Here is a 25,635-nt window from a genome sequence, read left to right as displayed (position 1 = left end):
GAGCGAAGAGATGCTGAACCGCCCCGTCGATCCGGCGTTGCGCGCGCGAAACGAGCAGCAGTTGCGCGCGGCCTGGAAGACGCCGACCGGCTGGCGTTACTGGTCCGCGGTCAACAACAGCGAGGTCGGCCGGTGGTATTCGCTGACCGCTTTCTTCTTCATGCTGTGCGCCGGCGTGCTGGCGCTCCTGATGCGTATCCAGCTTGCGGTGCCCGACAACGATTTCCTTTCGGCCGATCGCTTCAACCAGTTCTTCACCATGCACGGCTCGGCGATGATGTTTCTTTTCGCCGTGCCGATGTTCGAGGCGATCTCGATCCTGATCCTGCCCGCCTTTCTCGGGGCGCGCGACATGCCGTTCCCACGACTGTCGGCCTATGGCTACTGGTCGTTCCTGATCGGCGGCTGCTTCGTTCTCGGCTCGATCCTGTTCAACGCATCGCCCAGTTCGGGCTGGTTCATGTATCCGCCGCTCGCCACCGAACAGGAGGGCGTCGGGCCGGACATCTGGCTGCTGGGTTTGTCCTTTATCGAGATCGCCTCCATCGCGGCGGCGGTGGAACTGATCGTCGGCACGATCAAATGCCGCCCGCCGGGAATGCGCATCAACCTGATGCCGCTATATGCGTGGTATGTTCTGGTCGTGGGCGCGATGATTCTCTTCGCCTTTCCGCCGCTGATCGCAGGCGACTACCTGTTCGAGCTGCAACGCTCGCTCGACTGGCCGTTCTTCGATCCCGACCGCGGCGGTGATCCGATGCTGTGGCAACACCTGTTCTGGATTTTCGGGCATCCGGAGGTCTACATCGTTTTTCTGCCCTCGATCGCCGTCGCCGCCATGGTGATCCCGACCGCAGCGCAGCGCCCCATCGTGGGTTACGAGTGGATCGTGTTGTCGGCGGTCGGGGTGGGTTTTCTCAGCTTCGGGTTGTGGGTGCATCACATGTTCACCACCGGGCTGCCGTCGATCTCGCTCGGCTTCTTTTCGGCCGCGTCCGAGGCGGTGGTGATCCCGACAGGAGTGCAGATTTTCGCCTTTATCGCCACGCTGATGGCGGGCCGGGTGAAGATGAGCCAGCCGGTGCTCTGGATCGCCGGCGCGCTCGCGATCTTTACGGCGGGCGGGCTGACCGGGGTGATGGTGGCCGTCGCGCCCTTTGACTGGCAGGTGCATGACACCTACTTCATCGTGGCGCATCTCCATTACACGCTGTTCGGCGGCATGGTCTTCCCGATCATCGGCGGGATTTATTATTTCTATCCGTTCATCACCAAGAAGAAGATGTCCGACCGCCTTAGCAAATGGGCCTTCTGGCTGACCTTCAGCGGCTTCAACATCTGCTTCCTGCCGATGCATCTGACCGGTCTCAGGGGCATGCCGCGCCGCGTGGCGAGCTATCCGGAGGCTGCCGGATGGGATTGGCTGAACATGATTTCGACCGTGGGCAGCTTTATCATCGCCGCCGGGATCCTGGTCTTTGCCTGGGATCTGCTGCGCCCCAAGAGCCGCCAACCCCTGACCGAGCGCAACCCGTGGAACGCCGGCACGCTCGAATGGTCGCATGACGTGCCGGCCGAGGCCTGGGGCTCGCGCTCCGTGCCCTATGTCACCTCGCGCTATCCGCTCTGGGAAGAGCCGAAGTTGCAGGAGCGCCTCGACGACGGGCGGTTTTACATTCCCGACGCCCCAGAGGGCAAACGCGAAACCATCGTCTCCTCGGCGGTGGATGCGGTGCCGCAGGCGGCGGTGCCCATAACCGGTCCCACGTGGTGCACGCTCTGGGCGGCGGGCTTCACCGGCGGAGCATTCATCCTGCCGGTGTTTCAGATGTACTGGGCGGCCGTGGTTTCGGGCGTGTTCGCCATCGCTTGCGTGATCTACTGGCTGTGGACCGCGACGGCGCAAGTGCCGAAGAAACCGATGCGCGACGCCGGGCTGGGCCTGAAGCTGCCAACCTATGTCAGCGGGCCGAACGCGCCGGGCTGGTGGGGCGTCTTCATCACCATGCTGGGCGATTCCACGGCCTTCGCAAGCCTGGTCTTCGGCGTCTTCTTCTTCTGGACGGCAAGACCCGATTTTCCGCCGGCGGACGCGCCGCTGCCCGATGCCGTTCTGGCCGCGCTCAGCGGCCTCGGCTTTGCGCTGGCGTGGGGTGCGACCGTGGCTGCGCGCCGCTTCAACCGGCATGGCCGGGCCGGTCTTGCGCGCGGGTTCATAGGTGCGGCCGTGGCTTTGGCCTGTGGCGCGGGCGCGGCCCTGGCGCTGACGGTGCTTGTTCCGGGGCTGGAGCCCGCGAGCCACGCCTTTCCGGCGGTGATGTGCGCGCTGGCGGTCTGGACCGGCGCGCATACCGTGCTGGGCGCGCTCATGCTGCTTTACTGCCTGGCCGGCAGCTGGTTCGGCAAGCTGACCCCCCGCTACGACGCCGATCTGCGGAACACCACCCTTTACTGGCACTTCCTGTGTCTGAGCGGCGTCATCACCGCGCTGTTGCTGGGCGCATTCCCGAGGTTGCTGGCATGACCGAAGAAACGCCATTCCGCCACAGAAGCATCTGGCACATGGTGCTGGCGCCTGTCGTCTGGTCGCTCCATTTCGCGTCCGTCTATGCGATCACCGCCATCGACTGCGCCAAGACAGGCACGCTGGACACCGCGCAGCTCGCCATCGCGGCGCTGACGCTGATCGCGCTGGTTCTGATCGCGGTGATCACCTGGCGCTCATGGCGGCAATGGGATTATCTCGGCGACTACACCTACGTCCACGACAAGCCCACCGTCAAACACCGGCGCGAGTTTCTCGGCCATGCGGGATTCCTGCTGGGCGTGGTGTCGGTGATCGGCGTGATCTTCGTGGCGATGCCCGCGCTCTTTATCGGGAGCTGCCAGTGAGACGGGCGGCGATCATCGGCTTTGCCGCGACCCTGGCAGCGCTTTACCTGCCGTCCTGGCGCGCGGTGCTGGGGGACTTCCCGGCGCATATGCTGCGGCATATGGGGCTGGTCGCCGTCGCCGCGCCGCTGCTGGTTCTGGCGCTGCCCGATCTCGCGCGGCGGTTCGGCCCTCCGGTGGTGCTGGGCGCGTTCTTCGAGTTCGTCGTCGTCTGGCTCTGGCATCTGCCGGTTCTGCACGGCTGGGCGCAGACCGAGGGGGCGGGAACGCTGTTCGAGCAGGTGATGTTCCTTGCGGCGGGATGGGCGGTCTGGGCCGGAGCGCTGAGCGCGCGCGAGCCTTTGCTCGGGGCAGGGGGCCTGTTCCTGACCTCAATGCACATGACGCTACTCGGGGCGATCCTGATCCTGGCGCCCAGTGATCTCTATGCCGAAATCTGCGGTCGCGCCCCTGATCTGAGCGGTCAGCAACTGGGCGGGATGCTGATGCTCGCTATCGGCACGCCGATCTATATTCTGGGCGGGCTTGCACTGACGCGCCGGACCCTGCTTGGGGGGCTGACATGAGACTGCGTGATCTCGATCTGTGGACGGTCGGCGTCGTGGCGGCGGGGGCGATCGTCGCCGCGCTGATCGGGGCGGCGCTGGTGGTTTTTCTCGGGCTGTTCAACGTGTCGGCGCGCGACGGGCATTGGCCGGGCGTGAGCTGGGTGTTGCACACCACTTTCGAAAATTCGGCTGAACTGCGCGCTCCGCCCGCTTCGGAGGCGCCCGCCAACCTCGACAGTCCCGCCATGGTCGCGCTGGGGGCCGGCCATTTCATGAGCGGCTGCGCGATGTGTCACGGCGCACCGGGCGTGGCGCGCAGCGCGACGGTGCAGCAGATGCTGCCCGTTCCGCCACACCTGAGCAATGTATCGGAGAAATTCGACGCGTCCGAGCTTTTCTGGATCGTTCACAACGGGATCAAGATGAGCGGCATGCCCGCATGGCCGGCCAATCGGCGCGACGAGGTCTGGCCGGTGGTGGCCTTCCTGCAGGCATTGCCCGAAATGACGCCCGATGAGTATTCGCAACTGACAAGCTCGGAGACAGGATTCTGCGCAGTCTGTCACGGCGCCGGCGGCGTCAGCGAAAACCCCCATGTTCCGCGTCTGGACATCCTGTCGAAATCCTACATCGCGCAGAGCCTCGCGGCCTACAAGTCGGGCGCCCGCGACAGCGGCATCATGGCCGAAGCCCTGAGCCACCTGCCGCGCGCGGCGATCCCCGATGTGGCCGCCGACTTCGCCGCGACCGCGCCACGGGGATCCGCGGCCCCCCGCACAGCAGAGTTCGACGCCGGACGCGCACTGGCCTTTGCCGAGGGCGACTCGCATAGCGTGCCTGCCTGCCGCGCCTGCCACGGTCCCTGGTCCGAACCTCTGAACCCCGCGTTTCCATCAATTGCCGGTCAACACGCGCCATATCTCGAACAGCAGTTAAGGTTATGGCGCAAGGGAAACCGGGGCGGCGGTCGGGCGGCGGAACTGATGTACAAGGCCGCCCGTGATCTCACGGACGAGCAAATCTCGGCACTGGCCGCCTATTACAGCGGGCTTGCCCCGGCGAGGCTGAACGATGTGGCGGAGTAACCCCAGACTCCTGGCGTCGATGAACGGGTCGCGTCGACCCCACGCCGCATCCGGGCACAGGATGCGGGCCGACGGCGCAGAAACGGCGCCCTTGTTGCGGCCGCGCGTCTTGAGTTAATCTTTACGGAAATCAGTGGAGGGAAACCTGCCGTGCCATATTTCGAGAAGTACGAAACCCCAGACGATCTGATGCGTGATGATACCCTGAGCCGCGAAGAGAAGATCACGATGCTCGAGAAGTGGCGGGACGACAAAAAGGACTACATGCGCGCCACCGATGAGGGCATGGAGGGCGAGGATCGCGCGGAACTGCTCAAGCAGATCAAGAAGGCTCTGGCCGAGCTCAGGTAGGCGCGGACGGGGCGGGGATCGCCTGTCGATCCCTTATCCGGATTTGCGCCGGGACATTTTTTCAATCTCCAGCGAGAGTTGATCGGAGGCGAGCCCGCGCTTGCGGGCGCTCTCAAGCACGGCGTCCTGCATGACCTTGCTGCGCTTGAGCAGGTTCAGGAACCGGTTCTCGTCCAGAACGAGCAGCGTGGTGGGCGCGATGGCGCGCACTTCGACGCGTTGCGGGCGGCGCATGAGCAGGCTCATCTGGCCGAACATCTCGCCGCGCCCCAACCGCCAAGTCTGGCGCGCCGCCGTGAGTTCGACCGCGCCCGACGCCACGAAATGAACTTGTCTGGCGGTGTAATCGCGGCCCAGCACCACCTCGCCGACATTCACGTAGCGCGTCTTGAGCGCGCGCGCGAGCCGGGTGAGAACGGCGTCATCGATCTCGGAGAAAAGGGGAAACCGGCGGGCCAGTTCAATTTTCTGCACCGCCAGGTCAAGCTGCGGCGTCGCTTCGGCGCGATCGCGCCGGGCGCCGATATCCAGCGTCAGGGCGCTGTGAACCTCCTCGCCGATCAATCCCTCCTCAAGCAGCGTGTCATATTCGCGTTCTTCCAGCCGCAGGGCGGTGCGCCGGATGATCCGGCGCTCCATGTCCTCTGCGTAGCCGGGGAATTGCAGACGCAGCCCTTCGAGCGCCTGTTCGATCAGTTCGATCCGGCGGTCCAGCATCGCGTGCAGCAATTCCGCCACGCGCTTTCCGTGGATGCGCCGGATGCGTCCGTCGATGAAATCGTGCAGGTCGCGCACGACCAGTCTTTGGGACAGCAGCAGCCCGAACCGCGTCGTGGTGATCGTCGCCAGTGGCATCGAGATGCGCAGCCGGTTGTGCAGGAAGACCGCCGGCCGCAGCCATCTTCCGAACCCCAGGCTGCGCCGCGCGACTGCGTTATAACCGCCGCGCCCGTTGAAACGCGACGCCTCGATCAGCGCGTCGGCGTCGGACAGCAGCCGCTCGGACAAGGCGGAGGAGATCGTGCGATCGCGGAACCTCTCGACGATCGCGTCGCGCTCGGCGCTGGCCAGCGCGATCAGACCCAGCGTCACACGATCCCGATCGGGAATCTCGGTGGCGTCGGCCGACTGCACGGCCACGTCAAGCCGCTTGCCGAACCGCTTGGCCTCGTCCCGGACGGTTTCCTGGGTCAGATCGTAGCTTTCGGTCACCTTGGCCAGGTTCGCCCGCACCGTTTGCAGCGCGACCGCGATCACCTGATTGTAGAGCGCATTGTCGAGCGGCGACAGCTTGTCCAGCCCGAGCCAGCCGATCACGGGCCGTAGCGTCGTCCCCTGCACGAGCAACGTGAAGAGCGTGAAACCGGTCGCGAGTATCGCGACCTGGCGCTTGATCTCGACCGGCACCAACGCGCTTTCGGTCACGGCCAGCGCCAGCGACAAGGTGACCGCCCCGCGCAATCCCCCCCACATGATCGCCATGCGGTAGGGCCGTTCAACCACGGGCGACAGGCCAAGCCGCGTGAGCAGCGGAAGCAGCAGGTAGAGGATCACCGCCCGGGACGCGATGGCTGCGGCCACGACCACCAGGATCAACCCGAGATCGAGTAGTTGAACCGTCTCCAGCGTGCGCGGGATCAGCAGCGCGGCCAACACGAAGATCAGCGCGCCGGCCCAATGGGCCAGCAGGTCCCAGACTTCCCGCAGGTTTTGCCATGTCGGCGGCGGCAGGCGCCGCGGCCCCGTCAGTTGCAGCGTCATCGCGGCGATCACCACGGCGATGACGCCCGAGGCGCCCACGCTCTGTTCGGCCACGATATAGGCGAGATACGGCAACGCGATGGACACCGAGATGACGGCCAGTTCGTAGCGTGCGAACAACGTCATGATCCAGATCGCGATGCGCGCGGCGAACCAGCCTGTCACCACACCGCCAAACAGCAGGACGGGAAAGCGCGCCAAGGCACTTTGCACCGAAGGGTCGGGCACGCCGGCCTTGACGTATTCCAGGAACAACGCGGCCAGCGCGATGGCCGCAGCATCGTTGAGCAGACTTTCGCCCTCGATGATGCGCGCCAGACGCCGCGGCGCCGAGATCGAGCGGAAGATGCTGACCACGGCGGACGGATCGGTGGTCGATACGATCGCCCCGACCAGCAGCGCGGCCGAAAGCGTCAGCGTGCTGACCATCGCCAGCGAATAACCGACGACGAAGGTCGCAACGAACACCGCCACCACCGCCAGCACGAGAATGGGCATCCAGTCATCCGCCATGCGTCGCAGGTTCAGCCCCAGCGTGACCTGGAACACGAGCGTCGGCAAAAAGACGTAAAGGAACACGTTCGACCGGATCGGCAGGGCCAGGATCGCTTCGGCCACCGGGTTCAGGGCATCGGTCAACTCGGTCCGGAGAAAGAACGTGGCGGCGAGCCCGATCAGGATGCCGAGGCAGGCGATGATCACCGCATAGGGCAGGCGCAGATAGCTCGCCAGCGGTTCGGCGGCGCCGATGAGCAGGAAAAGCGATGCGATGATCGTGGTGATCAGAATTATGTCCATACCGGGTGAGATATCAGAAATGTCCGGGGCGCAAACATCAATCCGCGCCACGGTGTTCGGGTCCGGCGTTTCGGACGACGGCGAACCGCAGCGAAGCGGCATCGTCGCCCCGTCCGGGGCGGTGGCGGAAAGGGCACACCCGATCCGGGCGGGCTTGAATATGCGCCGGTCGAGGGCCAGATATGGAGCATGACGAAGTTCAGCTTCCATATGAGGTTCCCGCCGGACGCGGGAAGACTACTGAACCGCGGGTAACCCCGGGCGGGCCAGCCTTTGTGCGGGCTGCGCTTCGGGGGTTTCCGATCTCTCTTCGATCACATGAGCAGGACGTTGACGCGCGCGAGCGGTTGTTGAATCGATCCACATCCCCTCCCGGCTTTCAGCGTCATGGAAGGCAAGTACTGAACTGGAGGATGACATGTCCGTCTTTATCACCCGTGAAATGCTCCGGCAGGCTGCGAATGAGTCGCGAACCGGCCATACCATCGGCATTTTCGAGCGCCTGATCCGCTCTGCAGAGCGAGCGTGGAAACGTCGCGAAACAGCGAAGGAACTCCATGCTCTCACCGACTGGGAGTTGCGGGATATCGGCATCCATCGCGCGGACATTCCGCGCGTCGTGCGCCAATCTGACGAGCGTGCGCAGGACGCGCGGCCCGCTGCGTCGCGCGCCACAGCCGGAACGCCGGCGCAAGGCAACCGCGTTACGGCCTGAGCAACGGCCCGCCAGCCGCCCAGGCGCAACCGCATGAGGCGACCGCGCCTTGATTCAGCCCCGGCCATGGCCGGGGCTTTTGCATGACCAACTTACACATCCTCGATTCACGCTATACAATTTGCGAGATCCCGGCTTCTTTGACGGGACAAGATCGAGATGGACGGCATGGCCCCGAACCTACGCGAAACGCTGGCTTCAGCAAGGTCGCTGCTCGGCGGAACAGCGGCGTTCGTGGCGGGCAACAGTCTGCTTGGCGTGGTGCTTCCACTACGCTTGGAAGCTGCCGATTATCCCGTCGCGCTGATCGGTGCGATCATGGCCGCCTATTACCTGGGGCTGGCTCTTGGCGGGTTTCGCTCGAAGCTCGTTATTCGGCGGATCGGCCATATTCGGGCGTTCTCCGTCTTTGCGGCGCTGACCGCCGCAACCTGTCTGGCGTATGATGCCTTCTTTGGCCCGACCGCATGGATGATCCTGCGGGTCATCAACGGGTTCTGCATCGCCGGGATGACAACCTCGGTCGAAAGCTGGCTGAACGAGCGCAGCAGCAACGAGACCCGCGGGCGTGTCCTGGGATTCTACATGCTGGCCTTCTACCTTGCGATGGCGCTGGGTCAGACATTGGTGAACGTTGCGCCGGTCGGCGACGGCGATCTTCTGGATCTGGCCGCGGTGCTGATCGGCCTGTCGCTTATCCCCATTGCGATGACGCGTCTGGGCAAACCGGATCTTCGCGACATCCGCGTGCTGGGCGTGAGACAGGTTTTCGCGGCCTCCCGGGTGGGCGTGGTTGGTGCCGGCGTCGCCGGCATCCTCATCGGCTCCTTCTATGGGCTGGCGGTCGTATTTGCGCGCCAGATCGGTCTCAGCGTGTCCGAAGCGGCCATGTTCATGTCGGTCGTGGTCCTGGGCGGTCTCGCGTTCCAGGTTCCCATCGGGATGCTGGCGGACAGGTTTGACAGGCGCATCGTCATGTCCGCCATCCTGATTGCGGTCGGCGCCTCATGGGGCCTTCTGTCGATCTCGATCGCAAACGACGTCCCGCTGCTCATCCTGATGGGCATGGCGCTGGCCTTCGGCGGCGCGATCAGCAGCGTTTATCCGCTCTGCGTCGCCCAGACCTTCGACCGGCTGGATCGCAAATTTTATGTGGTCGCGTCAGGGCGTCTGCTGATGGTCTATTCCATCGGTGCGACGATCGGCCCCTTGCTGACTTCAGCGCTGATAGCGGCGTTCGGGCCGGCGTCCTTCTTTGTTTTCGAATCCGTGATCGCAATAGCTTACGCGCTTTTCGTCCTTTCCAGCGTCAGGTCGGCGCCGCGATCGCCAGAGGCGGAGCGCGAGAAATTCGTGCCGCTTCCCGACAGCTCGCCCACGGCCATGGCGCTTGACCCGCGCGCCGAGCCAGAGCCGGAAGCCCCCGCGCCCGAGCCGAACGGGCATAGCTGACAGAAACAAGCCCCCCCGGCCCATCGCCGGTCGAATTCCCCCAATGCGAACGACCTCCGCCAGCGGCTGTCCGAAATGGATTCTGAACCAAATCGGGCGTCGTTCGTTGGCGTCTTGTAGCTCGAAGAACTCGAAGAAATTGGGAAAAATGGCGCAACAGGATAAGCCGGTCGTCGTTATCACCGGGGCCGCCGGCAACATAGGCAGCAACCTGCGCAGGAAACTGTCCCGCAGCTATCGTGTGCTCGGGCTCGATCTGCCGGCAGCCTGCGAGGGGCGCGAGGGGCTCATCGGTTGCGATATCACCGACCCGAATTCGACCGCGCGCGCGGTGGATGAATTGCGCGAGGCGATCGCGGGCGCGCCCGTGGCTTCGGTCATCCACCTGGCGGCCTATTTCGATTTCTCCGGCGAAGAGCGCCCGCAGTACAAGGCCGTGAACGAGGAAGGCACGCGCAATCTGCTGCGCGCCCTGCAGGCGGTGAAGGTCGAGCAGTTCGTCTATTCCGGCACGATGCTGGTGCACGCGCCCGGCGTCCCGGGTGAACGGATCACCGAAGACACGCCGCTCGCCCCTGCCTGGGCCTATCCGCAATCCAAGGCCCGAACGGAAGAGATCATAAGCGAGGAAGCGGGCGATATCCCGCCAATCTTCCTGCGTCTCGCCGGGCTTTACGACGACAAGACGGCGGTGCCGACGCTCAGCCATCAGATCGCCCGCATCTACGAGCGCGATTTCAAGAGCCACGTGTTCTCGGGCAACACCGACGCCGGGCAGGCCTTCATCCACCTTGACGACATGCTCGCGCTGTTCAAGCGGGTCGTCGACCGTCGCGCCAGGATCGATCCGGGCGAGGTGATCCTCGCCGGGGAGCCCGACACGCTGAGCTACGACGCCTTGCAGCAGCGCATCGGCGCGCTGATACACGGCGAGGAGGCATGGGAAACGCTGGTGCTGCCGGCGCCCGTGGCGAAACTGGGCGCGAAGCTGGAAACGGAATCCGAACCGGCGGTGCCCGACGCGCTCGATCAGGGGGAGAAGCCATTCATCCGCCCCTTCATGATCGACATGGCCAGCGATCACTACGCGCTGGACATCTCGAAGGCGCGCAATCTGCTGGATTGGGAGCCGCAGCACAGCATCAAGGACAAACTGCCGGACCTGATCGACAACCTGAAAACCGACCCGCTGGGCTGGTACCAGGCCAACGGCATCACCCCGCCTCCCTGGCTCGAGTCGGCGGATGCGCGGGTGGAGGATGCCGAAGGTCTGCGCGCCGCACATGAGAAGAAATATCGCGCACAGCATCGGCAGAACCTTTGGGCCGGCTGGGCCAACGCCGGGCTGGGGCTGTGGCTGCTGACCTCGCCGCCGCTGCTGGGGCTGGACGATCCGGGCTTGATCCTCAGCGATGTCGTCGCCGGCCTGTTGTTGTTCGCCGCCGGCATGTTGTCGCTGTCGTGGCGGCTTCCTCACGCGCGGTTCGCCGCGGCGCTCATCGGTTGCTGGATCATGTTCGCGCCGCTGGTTTTCTGGACCGAGAGCGCCGCCGCCTACCTGAACGGAACGCTGGTGGGGATGCTGGCGGTCGCGCTGGCGCTGTGCCTGCCGCCATCGCCGGGCGTGTCTCCGGCCGCGGCGCAAACCGGGCCGACCGTCCCCAAGGGTTGGAATTATTCGCCCTCCGAATGGTTCCAGCGGCTGCCGGTGATTGTCCTCGCGCTCGTCGGGCTGCTGATCTCGCGATACCTGACGGGTTACCAGTTGGAGACGATCGACCACGTTTGGGAGCCGTTCTTCGCCGGTACGGTTCCGGGGCTGAACGGCACCGAACAGATCATCACCTCCAGCGTGTCGAAGGCTTGGCCAGTGCCGGATGCCGGCCTCGGCGCGCTGACCTACGCGCTGGAGATCGTTGTGGGGTGCATCGGCTCGGCCCGGCGCTGGCGCACGATGCCCTGGCTGGTGGTGCTGTTCGGGATCATGATCGTGCCGCTCGGGGCGATCTCGATCTTCTTCATCGTGATCCAGCCCATCGTGATCGGCACCTATTCGACGCTGGCGCTGCTCGCGGCGGCCGCGATGGTCTGGCAGATTCCCTACTCATTGGACGAGCTGGTGGCGACCTACCAGTTCCTGCGACGCCGCCACAAGGCGGGACGACCTTGGCTGCTCGTGTTCTTTACCGGCGACACGGACGAGGGCGCCGACGACCAGCAGAGCGACGACTTCGAGCGCGGGCCGCGCGCGATCCTGAACGACATGCTGTTGAGCGGCATGTCGTTTCCCTGGACGATGCTGGCGATGATCGGCCTCGGCGTTATCCTGATGCTGTCGCCGCTGGTCTTTCCCTGGGGCGGCGGCGTGGCGGCGACGAACCACATCGTCGGCGCGCTGGTCATCACGGTCACTGTCGCCTCGCTCGCGCCCGTGGCGCGTCTGGCGCGGTTTCTCAACGCGCTGATGGGGATCGTGCTGATCTTCGCGCCGCTGGTGGCGGGGGCCGGCTGGGCCGGCATCGCGTTCTCGGCGCTCTGCGGTCTCGTTCTGATTGCGCTCAGCATCCCGCGCGGTCCGGTCTCCGGCAGTTTCGGCGCCTGGGACCGCTTCATCCGCTAGCAAAACCATCCGATAGGAGTATGACATGACGGACGACAAGACATCGAAAGAGGGCGACAAGGAGTTCCCCGAAATCGGGGACGAACTGTCGCGAAACGAGATCATGGCCGTTCTCGCCAACGAGGGCTATCCCGCCGGTGGGCGCAAGGGTTGGCTCAAGGAAGTACTGACCCACCTTGCCGCAAAGGAGGGCAGGGTGTCGGGCGATGAGCGCGATGAACTGGTCGCGGAGATCCGGGAGGTGCTGGACGAGAATGTCAGTGGCGATCCGAAGGCCGACGACAGCCTGTAAGGCGCAGCGCGCGGGATGGCGTTCCCGAAATCGCATTGGCGGGACGGCAATCGCGTATTTGTTGCCGGGATGATCGCAATGGGAACGTGAGCCAGATGGACAGCCAAAACCCTTCCCCGGACCAAGGCCCTGTCTGCGGGCCGGTATCCGGCCCGCAGGCGGTGCCGCGTCTGCTGAAGCGCCTCGAGACCATGGCGCGCGGCGAAGAGAGCGTGGCGCTCGAGCGGCTGACCAGGGAAATCGGGGCGCAGGGACACGCGCCGCTTTTGATGGTCGTCGCCGCCCTGATGATCCTGCCGATCGGCATGATCCCGGGGATCGGCGGCGCGCTTGGCGCGGTGGTGGCGCTCATCGGCCTTCAGATGCTGCTGGGGCGCACGGGCGTATGGATGCCGGCGTTCCTCGGCCGTCGCCGGATCCCTGCGGCCCGGGTCAGATCGCTCTGCGAACGGATGCGACCGGCGGCGGAGTGGCTCAGGCGGCATCTGCACCCGCGATGGGAGAGCCTGTCGGGCGGCGCCCTGTCGCTCTCGGTGATCGCTGCGATTCTGATTGTCTTGGGCGGATCGCTTCTGGTGCTGGGGGTGATCCCGGTGGCCACGCCGCTGGTCGGCGTGCCGGTGGCGTTCTTCGCCTTCGGACTCCTCGGGCGGGACGGGGTGGTGGTGGCGGCGGGGTATGTTTTGATCGTCGTGGTTCTGGTCGGCCTCTGGTTCCTGCGCGGCACAACGGGCTGAATGCGGCGCGTTGCGCCGGTTGGCGCGCGGTGAAATCGCCAGGTCAGGGCTCTTGCTCGCCTCCGGCATGCGGAACCTGCTCGCGCGGCGCGCGTTCGCTTCACGTGATCGCATAGCCGGAGGAAAGTGATGTCGACGCATGATCTGGATAAGCTCGACACCGAGTTACGCCAACCGGGGCAGGAGGGTCGGATGGACCCCGCCCCCGACTATATGCCGCGCCATCCCGGCTCGGGACGGCTGAAGGGTAGGGCGGCCATCATCACCGGCGGGGATTCCGGCATCGGCCGTGCAACCGCCGTCCTTTTCGCGCGCGAGGGGGCGGATGTGACGATCGTCTACCTTGATGAAGATGCAGACGCCGAAGAAACCGCCGATCTGGTCGGCAAGGAAGGCCGCCGCGCCCTGACGCTGCGCGGGGACGTCGGCGACAAATCGTTCTGCGAACAGGTGGTTGCACGCACGCGGGAGGAGTTCGGACGGGTCGATGTGCTGGTGAACAACGCGGGTGAACAGCACGCGCGCAAGGATGTCACCGAAATTTCCGAAGAGCAGCTGTTTCGCACCTTCCGCACCAATCTCGGCGGACAGTTCTTCATGGTGCAGGCCGCGTTGCCGCATCTCGAGCGCGGCGCATCGATCATCTGCACCACCTCGGTCACCGCCTATCGCGGGCAGGATCTTCTGGTTGATTACGCCTCCAGCAAGGGCGCGATCCTGTCATTGGTGCGCGCCTTGTCGGGCAAGCTGGCCGGCGACGGCATCCGCGTCAACGCGGTGGCGCCGGGACCGATCTGGACGCCACTGATCCCGGCGAGCTTTCCGCCGGACAAGGTCGAGGATTTCGGCAAATCCTCGCCGCTCGGGCGCGCCGGCCAGCCGAACGAGGTCGCCCCCGCGATGTTGTTCCTGGCCTGCGATGACGCCTCATACATGACGGGCCAGGTGTTGCACCCCAATGGCGGCGATCTGATCGGAGGATAGGCATGGCACCGCGCGCCACATGGAAGGGCCAGTTGCGCCTGTCGCTCGTCTCGATCCCGGTCGAGCTTTTCTCGGCGACGAAAAGCGGCGCGAAGGTGTCGTTTCGCCAGATCCACGCGCCCTCGGGCAAACGGGTGCATTATGAAAAGACGGTCGAAGGGATCGGCCCGGTGGACCGCGACGATATCGTCAAGGGTTACGAAGTGGAGGACGATGAATACATCCTCCTAGACCCGGACGAGATCGACGACATCAAGCTCGAGTCCAAAAAGACGCTCGAGATCGTGCAGTTTGTCGGCGCTTGCGAGATCCCGCCGCTTTATTATGACCGGCCCTATTACCTTGTCCCCAAGGACGAGCTCGCGCAGGACGCTTACCGTGTCGTGCGTGACGCGCTGCGCGCCGCCGAGAAGGTTGGCCTGGGCCAATTGGCGATGCGGGGCAAGGAATATTTGGTCGCGATTCGTCCTTGTGGCGACGGGCTTCTGCTCGAAACGCTGCATTACGAAGCCGAAATCAGAAAAGCCGAGCCGATGTTCTCTGGAATCGAGGACGCGGAGGCGGACGAGGAGCTGCTCGAGGTGGCGACGTCGCTCATCGACCGCAAGACCGCCCCTTTTGACGCCTCTGCTTTCTCCGACAGCTATGAGGCGGCGCTGCGCGATCTGATCGAGGCCAAGCGCAAGGACAAGAAAACCCCGCGCACCAAGGCCAAGGGTGACAAGGCGCCCCAGAGTGAGAACGTGGTCGACCTGATGAGCGCGCTGAAGGAAAGCCTTAAGAAGGCCGACTCCGGCAAGAAGAAATCCGGCAAGAAGAAAAAGGCGTCGTGATGGGCAAATCCCCCGACAAACTGGCCGAATACAACGCGCGGCGCGATTTCGGCCAGACCGACGAACCCGAGGGCAGGGCGGGCGCGGCGCGCGCCGGCGGGCTGAGCTTCGTGGTGCAGAAGCACGCTGCATCGCGGCTGCATTACGATTTCCGGCTGGAATGGGACGGCACGTTGTTAAGCTGGGCGGTGACCAAAGGCCCGAGCCCTGATCCGGGCGAGAAACGCCTTGCAGTGCGGACCGAGGATCACCCGCTCGACTACGGCGATTTTGAAGGGACCATCCCCAAGGGCCAGTACGGCGGCGGCACGGTGATGTTGTGGGATCGCGGCACGTGGGAACACGGTGGCGACGTGGCCGCCGGATTGGAGAAGGGCAAGCTTAAGTTCACCCTTCAGGGCGAGCGGATGAAGGGTGGCTGGGCGCTCGTCCGCATGCGCGGCGGCGAGAAGCGCGAGAACTGGTTGCTGATCAAGGAGCGCGATGATTACGCGCAGGATGATGCGGATGCGCTGACCAAAGGTCATGACCGCTCGGTCAAGACTGGCCGTGACATGGACGCCATCGCACAAGGAGAAAAGGGGCGTGACGTGCCCAAGGATACGACCGATCGCAAGGGGACCCGCCCGAAATTCCGCAAACCCCAGCTGGCCACGCTGGTTGACGCGGCCCCCGAGGGCGACGACTGGATTCACGAGACGAAGTTCGACGGCTACCGTTGCCTTGCCGCGCTTGGAAAGGGCGGCACGCGGTTGCTGACCCGCTCGGGCAAGGACTGGACGGATCGTTTCGCAGCCCTCGAGGACGCCTTCGATCCGCTGCCCTGCGACAGTGCGCTGATCGACGGCGAAGTGATGGCGGCGCGCGTTTCCGGTTCGGCCTTCTCATCGTTGCAAAAGGCGCTCTCGAACGGCGATCCGCTGGTTTTCTTCGCGTTCGATCTGCTGGCGCTGGATGGCGAAAGCGTGATGAACCTGCCCCAGCTTGAGCGGCGCGAACGGCTGGCGGAGTTGATGTCGGGCGTGCCGCGCGACGGGCCCCTGCGGCTTAGCGAGCATGTCGTGGGGCATGGTCCCGAGGTCTTCGAGAAAGCCTGCGAGGCGGGCGGAGAGGGCATCATTTCCAAGCGCGCCGACGCGCCCTATCGCGGCACGCGCACGCGGAACTGGCGCAAGGTGAAATGCACGAAGCGGCAGGAATTCGTCATCGGCGGCTATTCCCCCTCTGAGAAGGATCGCCCGTTCGCCTCGCTGCTTCTGGGCACCTGGGACGACGACGTGTTGCGCTATCGCGGGCGTGTCGGAACCGGGTTCGACGAGCGCAGCTTCGAGAGGCTCGAACAGGCGTTCACCGCGCGCAAGACCACGCCCTTCGCGGATGTGCCGAAAGCGGTCGCAAGAGACGCCCGATGGCTGCGCCCCGAACTGGTGGCCGAGGTCGATTTCACCGAATTCACCTCGGACGGCCAGATCCGCCACGGCAGTTACCTCGGCTTGCGCGATGACAAGAAAGCGAAGGACGTGACAATGGAGAAACCGCAGGACGCCAAGGTCGCGGGAATCAAGATCTCGAGCCCCGACCGAGAGGTGTTCCCCGGGGCGGGCTGCACCAAGCGCGACATCGCCTGTCACTATGACCGTGTCGGGGAGCGCATGATCGAGGCCGCGGGCCACCGCCCGCTATCGTTGTTGCGCTGCCCGGACGGAATTGACGGCGATTGCTTTTTCCAGAAGCACCCGGGCAAGGGCTGGCCCGACGCGCTGGAGGAGATCGAGATCGAGGAAAAGGACGGCAAGAGCGACCAATACCTTTATGCCACGCGCGCGAAAGCGCTGGTCGCCGCCGCGCAGATGGGCGCGATCGAGTTTCACATCTGGGGCGCGCGCACTGACCGGCTGGAGCGGCCTGACCGCATGGTGTTCGATCTCGACCCGGACGAGGGGCTGGATTGGAACGATGTGCGCGGCGCGGCCTTTGACATGCGGGACCGGCTGACCGACCTCGGCCTCGCCTCGGTGCCGATGGTGACGGGCGGCAAGGGCGTGCATGTCTGCCTGCACCTGCGGCGCAGCCATGGCTGGGACGTGGTCAAGGGCTTTGCCAAGACGCTGGCGCATGTCATCGCCGAGGCCGAGCCTGACCGCTACACCGCCACCATGTCCAAGGCGAAACGCAAGCGGCGCATCTTCATCGACTGGTTGCGCAACGAGCGCGGCCAGACGGCCATCGCGCCCTATTCCCTGCGCGCGCGCCCCGGCGCCCCGGTCGCCGTGCCGGTGACGTGGGAGGAACTGAAGAAGCTGGATGCGCCGAACGGCTTTACCATGGGCGACATGCGCGAACGCCTGGAAGATCCGTGCCCCTGGCTCGAAGCTGGGGATGACCTGCAAACGCTGACCCAAGACACGGTAGCGCGGCTGGAAAAGTGGAGCGCGGACAGCCAGGGGTGAACAGCGTCGAAGAGGCTGTCGACGATAGCGATCTCTGACCTGAACGCCTGGTTTCTTACCTGCGCCCGGCGGCGAATCCGGGCCCACGCCTGTCACGACCGTTGCTTTCGCGCCGGGCGCGCGTCACGATAGATTCCGGACGACACCGCAACAGGGACGCTAGACGCCGGATTCATGCGAGACCGAAGATTCGGCCGCAGACGGCGCGGCCGACGGCGCGAACTGCGCTTCAACCGGCGTCGCGGGAACGCAAACAGGGAAGAAGAAAGATGGCAAAACAACCGAAACTGAAGGGATTGACCGATATTTTCCTGTTCCTGCGCCGGAACAAGACGCCGATCTACATCGTCACGCCCACGCCCTTCAGCCTGCTGGGGCTCGACCAGTGGGTCGGCAACCTCACCTTCGTCAACTATTTCGACATCTTCGACGGCGCGCACCCGCGGGTGTTCTGCCCGCCCGCGGGCGGCGCGCCCGAGTTCCAATCGATGGAGGACGTGGCCAACTACCTCGTCTCGAACAAGCAGTTTCGCACGCTGGCCAAGTCGCGCCGGCCCGGCAAGGCGATCTTCGTCATGCTGGACGAGGAGACCGAGAAGCTGTGCGGCAAGATCGATCTCGACATCGCCCTGCCGCCGGTGGCGCTGCGCAACCGCCTCGACAGCAAGATCGAGACGACGCGCCTGGGCAACGAGGCGGGCGTGCCGAGCGCGCCCAACGTGCTGGGCGAGGCGAACACCTATGAAGAGCTGACGAAACTGGCCGACAGCGCCGGGCTCGGCCCGGACCTCGTGGTGCAGACGCCTTATGGCGACAGCGGCCGCACGACCTTCTTCATCAAATCCGAAAAGGACTGGGACCGCTACAAGGCGAAGATCGTCGATCAGCAGTTGAAGGTCATGAAACGGCTCAACCACCTGCCCGGCACCGTCGAAGGAGTGGCGACGCGGGTCGGCACGCTGGTCGGCCCGGTGATGACCGACATCACCGGCTTTGAGGAGATCACACCCTACAAGGGCGGCTGGTGCGGCAATGACGTGTCGCCCTCGATCCTGCCCGACGGCGTGCCCGAGAAGGTGCGCGAGATGACGCGGAAATTCGGCGACCGGCTCTACGAGGAGGGGTATAAGGGCGTTTTCTGCGTGGATTTCCTGCTCGATACCGACACCAACGATGTCTACCTGGGTGAGCTGAACCCGCGCGTCTCGGGCGCCACGCCGCCTTCGTTCCTGATCACCTCCACCTATGGCGGCTGCCCGTCATTCATCTTTCACCTGCTCGAATTCATGGATGTCGACTACGAGGTCGACCCCGAGGAGATCCAGGCGCGCTGGAACGATTACGACCACTGGACGCAGCTCATCTTCAAGGACACGCGCGACGAGGTTGGACTCATCACCCGGGCGCCGCAGTCGGGCATTTGGCGGCTGGACGAGGATGACGAGGTGGAATTCGTCCGCCCGGCGCTCAACATCCCCTCGATCGGCGACGAGGACGAGGCGTTCTACCTGCGGGTCTATGGCGTGGGCGAATACACCTATCACGGGGCCGACCTGGGCTGCCTGCTGGCGCGCGGCCGGATGCAGAGCGACAAGCGCGAGCTGCTGGAACGCGCGCGGCTCTGGAACGCCGGCATAAAGGCGCAATTCCATACCGTGCCCATCCAGCCCACCGAGCATCCCGAAATCCCCGAGGACATCTCCGAAGGCAAGTGGTTCTGAGCAACCCGACGCGCCGCGCTACTTCAGGTTCGGCCCGCCCAGCGGGCCGTCGCCCGGATCCTCGACCGGGTCGAGATCATTGCGCACCCAGAAGAAGCGGAACGACATCGAGCGCAGCCACGTCTCCAGCCGGTCGAGGCTGGACCATTCGCGACGCAGCCCGCGCGCGCTGAACACCTGCGCCCATTCGCCGCCGATCTTGAAATAGACGGTCCAGGTATTGGGGTTGCGCGTCGGATCGGCGAAACCGCCGCCCACCACCTCGCGCGGAGAGCGCACGGCGACCGGGTAATCCTGGATCAGCCCCTGTGCGACCAGCGGCTGGATCTCGGTCTGCCGGATGATGCGGCTGGGTAGTTGTGTTTCGGTCATGATCGTCTCTCGGTCGTCGAAGATACCTTGACAATGACGCATGCCGGCACCAAGTCTGCGGACACTATGGTACATACTGTTGCCGGTCCTGCGACGCAATGGGGCGTGAACGCGCACCCCGAGGAAAAAAGTTGAAACCCATCGAACTCAGTTTCCGAAGCCTGAGCGAGTCCGCCGTCGGAAACGTGTGGAAACAGGTCTTTGGCCACGGCTGGCCGGGCTGGAAGGCCTGGTATCTGGGCCGTCTGGGCGACGAACCCGCCCCGGTCGAGAAATGCCGCCGCATGCTGCGCGACTTCATGCCGGGAATGGAGCACAGCTGGGACGCCTGGGTGTCTTCGGTTGGCGGAGACGAGGATGTCGCGCGTTTCCTGTCCTTCTGGACGCCGCCGCGCTACCTGGTGAATTGCAGCCAGGCCGCCGGCGTCGACGCCCAGGGGCCCTGGCTGATCCGCAACTACGACCTCGACCCAATGCTGAACGAAACCACGCTCTTGCGCAGCGCCTGGCGGGGGTACCGCGTGATGGGAATGGTCGAGGGCATGGCGGGGCTCTCGGACGGGATGAACGAAGCTGGGCTTGCGCTGTCGCTGAGCTTCGGCGGAAGGATCGAACGCGGACGGGGCTTCGGCATCCCGCTGATCATGCGCTACGTGCTGGAGACCTGCCGCGACTGCCAGGACGCGCTGGACGCGCTGCGCGGCATTCCCTGCCACATGTCCTACAACGTGACCGCGATCGACCGCGCCGGGCGGGTGGAGAACCTGATGCTGGCGCCCGACCGCCCATTGATCCGGCGCGACGATTGCTGGGCCACCAACCACCAGCTGGGCGTGGAATGGCCGCACCACGGACGGCTGACCGGCACCGTCGAGCGCGGCGCGCGGCTGGACGATCTGCTGAAGGGCGAGACGTCCGGCGCCGACGCCATGCTGCGCGCCTTCCTTGCGCCACCGCTCTTTTCCACAGGCTACGACAGGGGATTCGGCACCGTCTATACCGCGCTCTACCGCCCCGCCACGGGCAGCGTCACGCTGGCCTGGGCGGATGGGGAGCGCCATGTCTGGCGGCTCGACGATTTTCCGGCCCGCGCGCTCGACGTGACCTATCGCGCCGCCGGCTCGGCGGCCTGCGCCGCCGATGCGCCGGCGCGCCCTTTCAGCGGTGAAGATCGCCGCCTACACGCCATCGCCGCGCGCAACACGCTCGAACGGCGCGAGGGCTGGACCAATATCAACCCCCTGCCGGACAGCAGGACCGAGACAGGAGAAACTGCATGACACATATGGCCGTTGCCGGAATCCAGATGCATATCGGCATGCGCAGCAACCTCGCGGAGATGGAGCGCAGGCTGGACCTGCTGATGTATCTCTACCCCTGGGTCGAAATGGTGGTGTTCAGCGAACTCGCCGCCGACGGTCCCAGCCCCGCATCGGCGCAGCCGGTGGGCGGGCCCAATGAGTTGGCCTTCGCCAAGATGGCGCGCAAGCACAAGCTCTGGCTGGTCGCGGGATCCTACTTTGAAAAGAGGGACGGCGCGATCTACAACACGACGCCGGTTCTCAACCCCGAGGGCGAGATCGTCACGCGCTACCGCAAGATGTTCCCCTTCGCGCCCTACGAGGACGCCACCGCCCCGGGCGACGAGTTCTGCGTTTTCGACGTGCCCGACGTCGGCCGGTTCGGCGTGTCGATCTGCTATGACCTGTGGTTCCCCGAAGTGACCCGCACGCTGACCTCGATGGGCGCCGAAGTGATCCTCAACCCGGTGCTGGCGCATTTCGTGGACCGCCCGGCGGACCTTGCGATCGCGCGCGCCACGGGCGCGATGTTCCAGTGCTATGTCTTTCATATCAACGGGCTGCTCGCCGGCGGCAACGGGTATTCGCAGGTCATAGACCCGATGGGTCAGGTCCTGCATGACGGCAGCACCCAGGACGAACTGATACCGATCGAGGTGGATTTCGGCCTCGTGCGCCGCCAGCGCGAGCGCGGTATCAAGAATATGGGCCAGCCGCTCAAGAGCTTCCGCGACAGCAAGATGCGTTTCGGCGTTTACGGGCCGGAATTCGATCGCAGCTACCTTGACAGCCTGGGCCCGCTGCAACGCCCGGGCCGCGCCAACGCCGAGCCGGCCGTCGCGCCGGAGCCCCAGCCTGCACCCCTGCAGAGCCCCGCTGCCCCCGAGGCCGGCGCGGGCGAACCGCCGGCGAACCGCCCGGCATTGACAGAAGATCTTTGACAAAAGGATGATCTCATGACGACGAAGACCCAGAAGGTCGCGCCGATCCCGCGCGGCTTCCGCTCGCTGACCCCGCATGTGCTGGTGGCTGACGTAAGCGCCGCCGCGGCTCTCTACCAGCGCGCATTCGGCGCTGTCGAGGTGGCCGTGGAAACCGCGCCGGGCGCCGACCGCGTGGCGTTCGCGCATCTGCGCATCGGCAATTCCGCCCTGACGCTGGGGCAGGGCGACATGCCTGACCCCGGCCAGATCGGCCTGCATCATTATGTCGAGGATTTCGAGGCCGCATGGGACAGCGCCGTGAAGGCCGGCTTCATCGTGATGCAGCCGCCGCACGAAACCTATTGGGGCGACCGCATGGGGATCCTGATCGACCCTATGGGCGTCCGCTGGAGCCTGGCGCAGCGCGTGGCCCGGGTCACCCCCCAGGAACGCGCCGCGCGCGCGCTCGAGGCGGCGGGCTTCCCCGCCGATCCGGCCCCGCTGAATGAACCTGTAATCCCTTCGGACGAGCCGATCGCCGCCGAACGGGGCTGATCCGCCTCCTTGCCGGGGCCGTATCGCGGCGCCTCCGGGATGACCCGGGGGCGCCGATTTCGTTTCGCGTCAATGCAGGCGCGTGGCGGCGCTCAGAACAGCAGGCTCGGCAGCCACAGCGCGATCTGCGGGAAGAGGAACACCAGCGTTAGCCCGAGGATTTGCAGCGCGACAAACGGGATCGCCGCCCAGTAGATGTCGTTCATGGTGATGTCCGGCGGCACCACCGATCGCATGTAGAACAGGTTGTAGCCGAAGGGCGGCGTCAGATAGGCCGACTGCATGCTGAGGATGAACAGCACCGCGAACCACGTCGAATCGAATCCCAGCTCGGTGATGATCGGCACGTAGAGCGGCACGGTGATGAAGACGATGGCGAAGTCGTCGAGGAACATGCCGAGTACGAAATAGGTGACCAGCATGGCGATCACCACGGTGTTGGGCGACAGCTCGAAATCCTCGATCAACTCGCCCACGACCATGCCGGCGCCGACGCCGACATAGATCTTGGAAAAGAAAACCGCGGCGATGGTGATCCACATCAGCATTCCCATCAGCTTGGCGGTGGATAGCATCACATAGCGCAGCATGTCCCAACTGAGCCGGCGCTGCAGCCCGGCGATCAGCAGCGCGCCGAAGGCGCCGATGGCGGACGCCTCGGAGGGCGAGGTGACGCCGCCGATGATGCAGCCCAGCACCGTCACGATCAGCAGGCCCGGCGCGATCAGGAAGCGCAGCGACTTGATCTTCTCGACCGCGCTGAACTGTTCCTCGGCGGGCGGACCGAGGCGCGGATCGATGCGGCAGCGGATCAGGATGTAGCAGATGTAGATCCCCGCCAGCATAAGCCCCGGCATCAGCCCCGCGGCGAACAGCTTGCCCACCGAATCGCGCGACAGGAAGGCGTAGATGATCATCAGCACGCTGGGCGGGATGAGAAACCCGAGCGCCCCGCCGGCCATGATCGTCCCTGTCACCAGACGCTTGTCGTAGCCGCGTTTCAGCATGGCGGGCAGGGCGATGATGCCGAGACTCACGGTAGCGGCGCCCGAAACGCCGGCCATGGCGGCGATGAGCGCGCAGATCACCACCGTTCCGATGCCCAGCCCCCCGGGCAGGCGGCCCATCAGCTTGTGGATCATCTCGAACAGGTCGTCGGTGATGCCCGAGCGTTGCAGCACCAGCCCCATGAAAATGAACATAGGCAGCGCCACCAGCAGGAAATTGTCCATCGCGCCGTAGGTGGCGGAGATCAGCAGGTCCAGCCCGCCATGGCCGAAGATCATGTAGGCGCTGCCCATGCCGCTGATCAGCAGCGCCCAGGCCAGCGGCGCGCCAAGCGCCATCAGCGCCAGCATCGACAGGAACATGATGCTGGTGATGGTCAGCGGATCGAGGTCTTGCATCTGGGTGTTTCCCTGTCTTGGATCCGGCTCCGGGGTCTGCAGCCCGGCTCAGCGTTGCGGCGGATGATCGTCGCCCACCATCTCTTCGGCATCCGCGTCGAGCAATTCCGGCAGCAGCTCGGGATCGATGTCCGAGGCGCTTTCGCCCGTGCGCGGATCGTCGAAATCGACGCCCAGCAGGGTGAGCGCGGCCCGCAGCAGCTCCGCGATGTTCTGCAACAGCACGAGGCCCACGGCGACCGGTATGACGGTCTTGATCGGATAGACGGCGGGCTGCCAGACGCTCTTGTTGGAATATTCGCGCACCGCCCAGCTCTGGGCGGCGAAATCGAAGGCCATCTTGAAGAAAATCGCCAGCACGATCAGCCCGACCGAAAAGATGATGGTGTCGCAAAAGGCCTGGCCGCGCTTGGGCAGCGCGCCCCAGATCACCTCGCTGCGGACATGGCCGCGATGGCGCAGCGTGTAGGTTCCGGCCAGCATGCAGAACGCGCCGTAGAGCATGGTGCTGGTCTCGTGCGCCCATATGGTCGGCGAGTTGAGAAAATAGCGGGCGACGATCTCGATCATCAGGATCCCGATCATCCCCAGCGAAAGCCACATGATGATCTGCCCGACAAGGTCGGACAGACCATCCTGTAGCTTCAGGTAGCGCGTGACCGCCGCCATCAGAGGCGGCCCTGGGCCTTCGCGTTCTCCTCGATGATCTCGATGAGCCTCTTGGCGCGGTCCGAACGGGCGGCCTCCTCGGACCAGACCACGTCCTTGGCGGCCCTGGTCATCGCCTTGGAATCCTCGGCCGGCAGTTCGGAGAACTCGAACACGTCACCCTTCTCGGCGACGGCGGCGTTGTTCTCGTCCAGCCAGTCGTAGATATCCTGCGCATAGACCGCGAGCGCGTCCTCGAGGATCTTCTTGTGCTCGTCGGACAGCTCGGCCCAGGTGTCCTTGTTCGCGAGGTAGCTGTCGGTCCAGCCCGGCATCAGGACGTTGAGATAGGTGTAGTATTTCGCCGTCTCGTTCAGCTTGAGCTGCTCGTACTCCACCGGGCCGCCGTAGATGGCGCCGTCGATCACCCCTGTCGAGAGACCGATATAGAGCTCCTGCGCGGGCAGGAAGACGGTGGGGATGTCGAATTTCTCAAGCACTTTCGCCACGGCGGAAGTGGCGCGGATCTTGCGCGTCTTGAGATCCTCGAGCGAATTCACCGGCTCCTTGGTCAGCAGGTCGTAGTCGTGGCCATAGCCCTTCTGGATGAAATGCGCGCCGGCGTCGCTGTAGGCGTCGGTCAGGATCTGCTGGACCTCTTCCTTGCCGAACAGCTCCTTGGCCTCTTCCACGCTGGTCCAGAACCCCGGCAGCCCCGCGTCGATGTTGCCAATGTCCACCTGGCCCGACCAGTAGCCGCCGGTGCCGTGCACGATGTCCACGGTGCCGGACTTGACCGCGTCGAGCAACTGATCGGTGGGGACCAGTTCGCCGCCGCGGAAATACTGGATGCGCAATTCGCCGTTCGACTTCTCCTTGACCGTATCGCGGAGCTTCTTGGCGATATCGTCGATCTCGGTTCCGTAATAGGTGTGCATGCGCAGCCGCGTGGTGTCCGCGGTCGCCGCGCTCGCCAGGCCGAGCGCCGCCCCAGTCATCGCCGCGAGCGCCGCGCGACGGGACAGAAATCCGTTGAGCATGTGAAATCTCCTCCACTGTTCGGAAGACCGGCCGACACCCGCATTCATCCTGCGGTTGTTCGACTCCTCCATCTTTTCCCGCACCGAAGCGACGGGCGGCCCCGAGGTTAGCGCAGATTTTGCGGACGATGCAAGCGCTTATCGGCGTCCG

Annotated in this window: 22 protein-coding genes; 17 read left to right on the top strand and 5 right to left on the bottom strand. The window is 65.0% G+C overall.

Going from position 1 to position 25,635, the window contains the following annotated elements:
* The first annotated feature begins 10 nt into the window (after positions 1-10).
* From ctaD to D6850_RS17320, 5 genes are all read left to right on the top strand, one after another.
* Positions 11-2,524 carry a cytochrome c oxidase subunit I gene (gene ctaD / locus D6850_RS17335; protein ID WP_245964241.1) on the top strand — a complete coding sequence of 838 codons (2,514 nt, stop codon included), beginning with the start codon at positions 11-13 and terminating at the stop codon, positions 2,522-2,524.
* A complete protein-coding gene (locus D6850_RS19775; RefSeq protein WP_245964234.1) occupies positions 2,521-2,892 on the top strand; it encodes a hypothetical protein in 372 nt (123 codons plus the stop codon). The genes ctaD and D6850_RS19775 overlap by 4 nt, the downstream gene beginning before the upstream one ends.
* Positions 2,889-3,458, top strand: coding sequence for a cytochrome c oxidase assembly protein (locus D6850_RS17330; RefSeq protein ID WP_425452411.1), 570 nt, complete (start codon positions 2,889-2,891; stop codon positions 3,456-3,458). Before D6850_RS19775 ends, D6850_RS17330 begins: the two co-directional genes overlap by 4 nt.
* Positions 3,455-4,525, top strand: a complete 1,071-nt coding sequence (locus D6850_RS17325; protein WP_121168868.1) for a c-type cytochrome — start codon at positions 3,455-3,457, stop codon at positions 4,523-4,525. Before D6850_RS17330 ends, D6850_RS17325 begins: the two co-directional genes overlap by 4 nt.
* Before the next feature lie 150 nt (positions 4,526-4,675).
* Complete coding sequence (locus D6850_RS17320; protein WP_121168867.1) at positions 4,676-4,876, top strand: hypothetical protein; 201 nt, start codon at positions 4,676-4,678, stop codon at positions 4,874-4,876.
* 33 nt (positions 4,877-4,909) lie between these two features.
* On the opposite strand, the gene D6850_RS17315 is transcribed toward D6850_RS17320, so the two are convergent.
* Positions 4,910-7,435, bottom strand: a complete 2,526-nt coding sequence (locus tag D6850_RS17315; RefSeq protein ID WP_121168866.1) for a cation:proton antiporter — start codon at positions 7,433-7,435, stop codon at positions 4,910-4,912.
* A gap of 418 nt (positions 7,436-7,853) precedes the next feature.
* Here D6850_RS17315 and D6850_RS17310 point away from each other — a divergent pair, with 418 nt between their 5' ends.
* From D6850_RS17310 to D6850_RS17270, 9 genes are all read left to right on the top strand, one after another.
* Positions 7,854-8,150, top strand: coding sequence for a DUF1127 domain-containing protein (locus tag D6850_RS17310; protein WP_206019312.1), 297 nt, complete (start codon positions 7,854-7,856; stop codon positions 8,148-8,150).
* Between the two features lie 159 nt (positions 8,151-8,309).
* Positions 8,310-9,602, top strand: a complete 1,293-nt coding sequence (locus D6850_RS17305; protein WP_245964233.1) for an MFS transporter — start codon at positions 8,310-8,312, stop codon at positions 9,600-9,602.
* Positions 9,603-9,750: 148 nt separating this feature from the next.
* A complete protein-coding gene (locus tag D6850_RS17300) occupies positions 9,751-12,222 on the top strand; it encodes an NAD-dependent epimerase/dehydratase family protein (RefSeq protein WP_121168865.1) in 2,472 nt (823 codons plus the stop codon).
* A gap of 25 nt (positions 12,223-12,247) precedes the next feature.
* Positions 12,248-12,514 carry a hypothetical protein gene (locus D6850_RS17295; RefSeq protein WP_121168864.1) on the top strand — a complete coding sequence of 89 codons (267 nt, stop codon included), beginning with the start codon at positions 12,248-12,250 and terminating at the stop codon, positions 12,512-12,514.
* A 161-nt stretch (positions 12,515-12,675) separates the two neighbouring features.
* Positions 12,676-13,251, top strand: coding sequence for an exopolysaccharide biosynthesis protein (locus D6850_RS17290; RefSeq protein WP_245964232.1), 576 nt, complete (start codon positions 12,676-12,678; stop codon positions 13,249-13,251).
* 129 nt (positions 13,252-13,380) lie between these two features.
* Positions 13,381-14,235, top strand: a complete 855-nt coding sequence (locus D6850_RS17285) for a glucose 1-dehydrogenase (protein ID WP_206019311.1) — start codon at positions 13,381-13,383, stop codon at positions 14,233-14,235.
* A gap of 2 nt (positions 14,236-14,237) precedes the next feature.
* On the top strand, positions 14,238-15,068 hold the full coding sequence (gene ku / locus D6850_RS17280; RefSeq protein ID WP_121168862.1) for a non-homologous end joining protein Ku: 831 nt from the start codon (positions 14,238-14,240) through the stop codon (positions 15,066-15,068).
* Positions 15,068-17,518 carry a DNA ligase D gene (ligD, locus tag D6850_RS17275; protein ID WP_121168861.1) on the top strand — a complete coding sequence of 817 codons (2,451 nt, stop codon included), beginning with the start codon at positions 15,068-15,070 and terminating at the stop codon, positions 17,516-17,518. The genes ku and ligD overlap by 1 nt, the downstream gene beginning before the upstream one ends.
* A 269-nt stretch (positions 17,519-17,787) precedes the next feature.
* On the top strand, positions 17,788-19,239 hold the full coding sequence (locus tag D6850_RS17270; RefSeq protein ID WP_121168860.1) for a biotin carboxylase: 1,452 nt from the start codon (positions 17,788-17,790) through the stop codon (positions 19,237-19,239).
* 18 nt (positions 19,240-19,257) lie between these two features.
* Here the strand turns inward: D6850_RS17270 and D6850_RS17265 are convergent, their stop codons facing one another.
* Complete coding sequence (locus tag D6850_RS17265; protein ID WP_166434114.1) at positions 19,258-19,611, bottom strand: hypothetical protein; 354 nt, start codon at positions 19,609-19,611, stop codon at positions 19,258-19,260.
* Between the two features lie 131 nt (positions 19,612-19,742).
* Between D6850_RS17265 and D6850_RS17260 the strand changes: the two genes are divergently transcribed.
* From D6850_RS17260 to D6850_RS17250, 3 genes are read left to right on the top strand one after another with little or no spacing between them, the layout of a single operon-like run.
* On the top strand, positions 19,743-20,891 hold the full coding sequence (locus D6850_RS17260) for a C45 family autoproteolytic acyltransferase/hydrolase (RefSeq protein WP_166434113.1): 1,149 nt from the start codon (positions 19,743-19,745) through the stop codon (positions 20,889-20,891).
* Entirely contained in the window at positions 20,888-21,853 is a 966-nt protein-coding gene (locus tag D6850_RS17255; RefSeq protein WP_121168858.1) for a carbon-nitrogen hydrolase family protein, read from the top strand. Before D6850_RS17260 ends, D6850_RS17255 begins: the two co-directional genes overlap by 4 nt.
* Before the next feature lie 15 nt (positions 21,854-21,868).
* Positions 21,869-22,390 (top strand): VOC family protein, encoded by a 522-nt coding sequence (locus D6850_RS17250; RefSeq protein ID WP_121168857.1) that lies wholly within the window; start codon positions 21,869-21,871, stop codon positions 22,388-22,390.
* Between the two features lie 92 nt (positions 22,391-22,482).
* Here the strand turns inward: D6850_RS17250 and D6850_RS17245 are convergent, their stop codons facing one another.
* From D6850_RS17245 to D6850_RS17235, 3 genes are read right to left on the bottom strand one after another with little or no spacing between them, the layout of a single operon-like run.
* Entirely contained in the window at positions 22,483-23,796 is a 1,314-nt protein-coding gene (locus tag D6850_RS17245) for a TRAP transporter large permease (protein ID WP_121168856.1), read from the bottom strand.
* 48 nt (positions 23,797-23,844) lie between these two features.
* The gene (locus D6850_RS17240) at positions 23,845-24,465 is read right to left on the bottom strand and encodes a TRAP transporter small permease subunit (protein WP_121168855.1); all 621 of its coding nucleotides are present in this window, start codon (positions 24,463-24,465) and stop codon (positions 23,845-23,847) included.
* Positions 24,465-25,484, bottom strand: coding sequence for a TRAP transporter substrate-binding protein (locus tag D6850_RS17235; protein ID WP_121168854.1), 1,020 nt, complete (start codon positions 25,482-25,484; stop codon positions 24,465-24,467). Before D6850_RS17235 ends, D6850_RS17240 begins: the two co-directional genes overlap by 1 nt.
* Positions 25,485-25,635 lie beyond the last annotated feature (151 nt).

Origin of the sequence: Roseovarius spongiae (assembly GCF_003651245.1) — a bacterium.
Classification (GTDB): Bacteria; Pseudomonadota; Alphaproteobacteria; order Rhodobacterales; family Rhodobacteraceae; genus Roseovarius; species Roseovarius spongiae.
The sequence above is the reverse complement of the archived record's forward strand: the minus strand, read 5'-3'. Positions and strand labels throughout refer to the sequence as shown.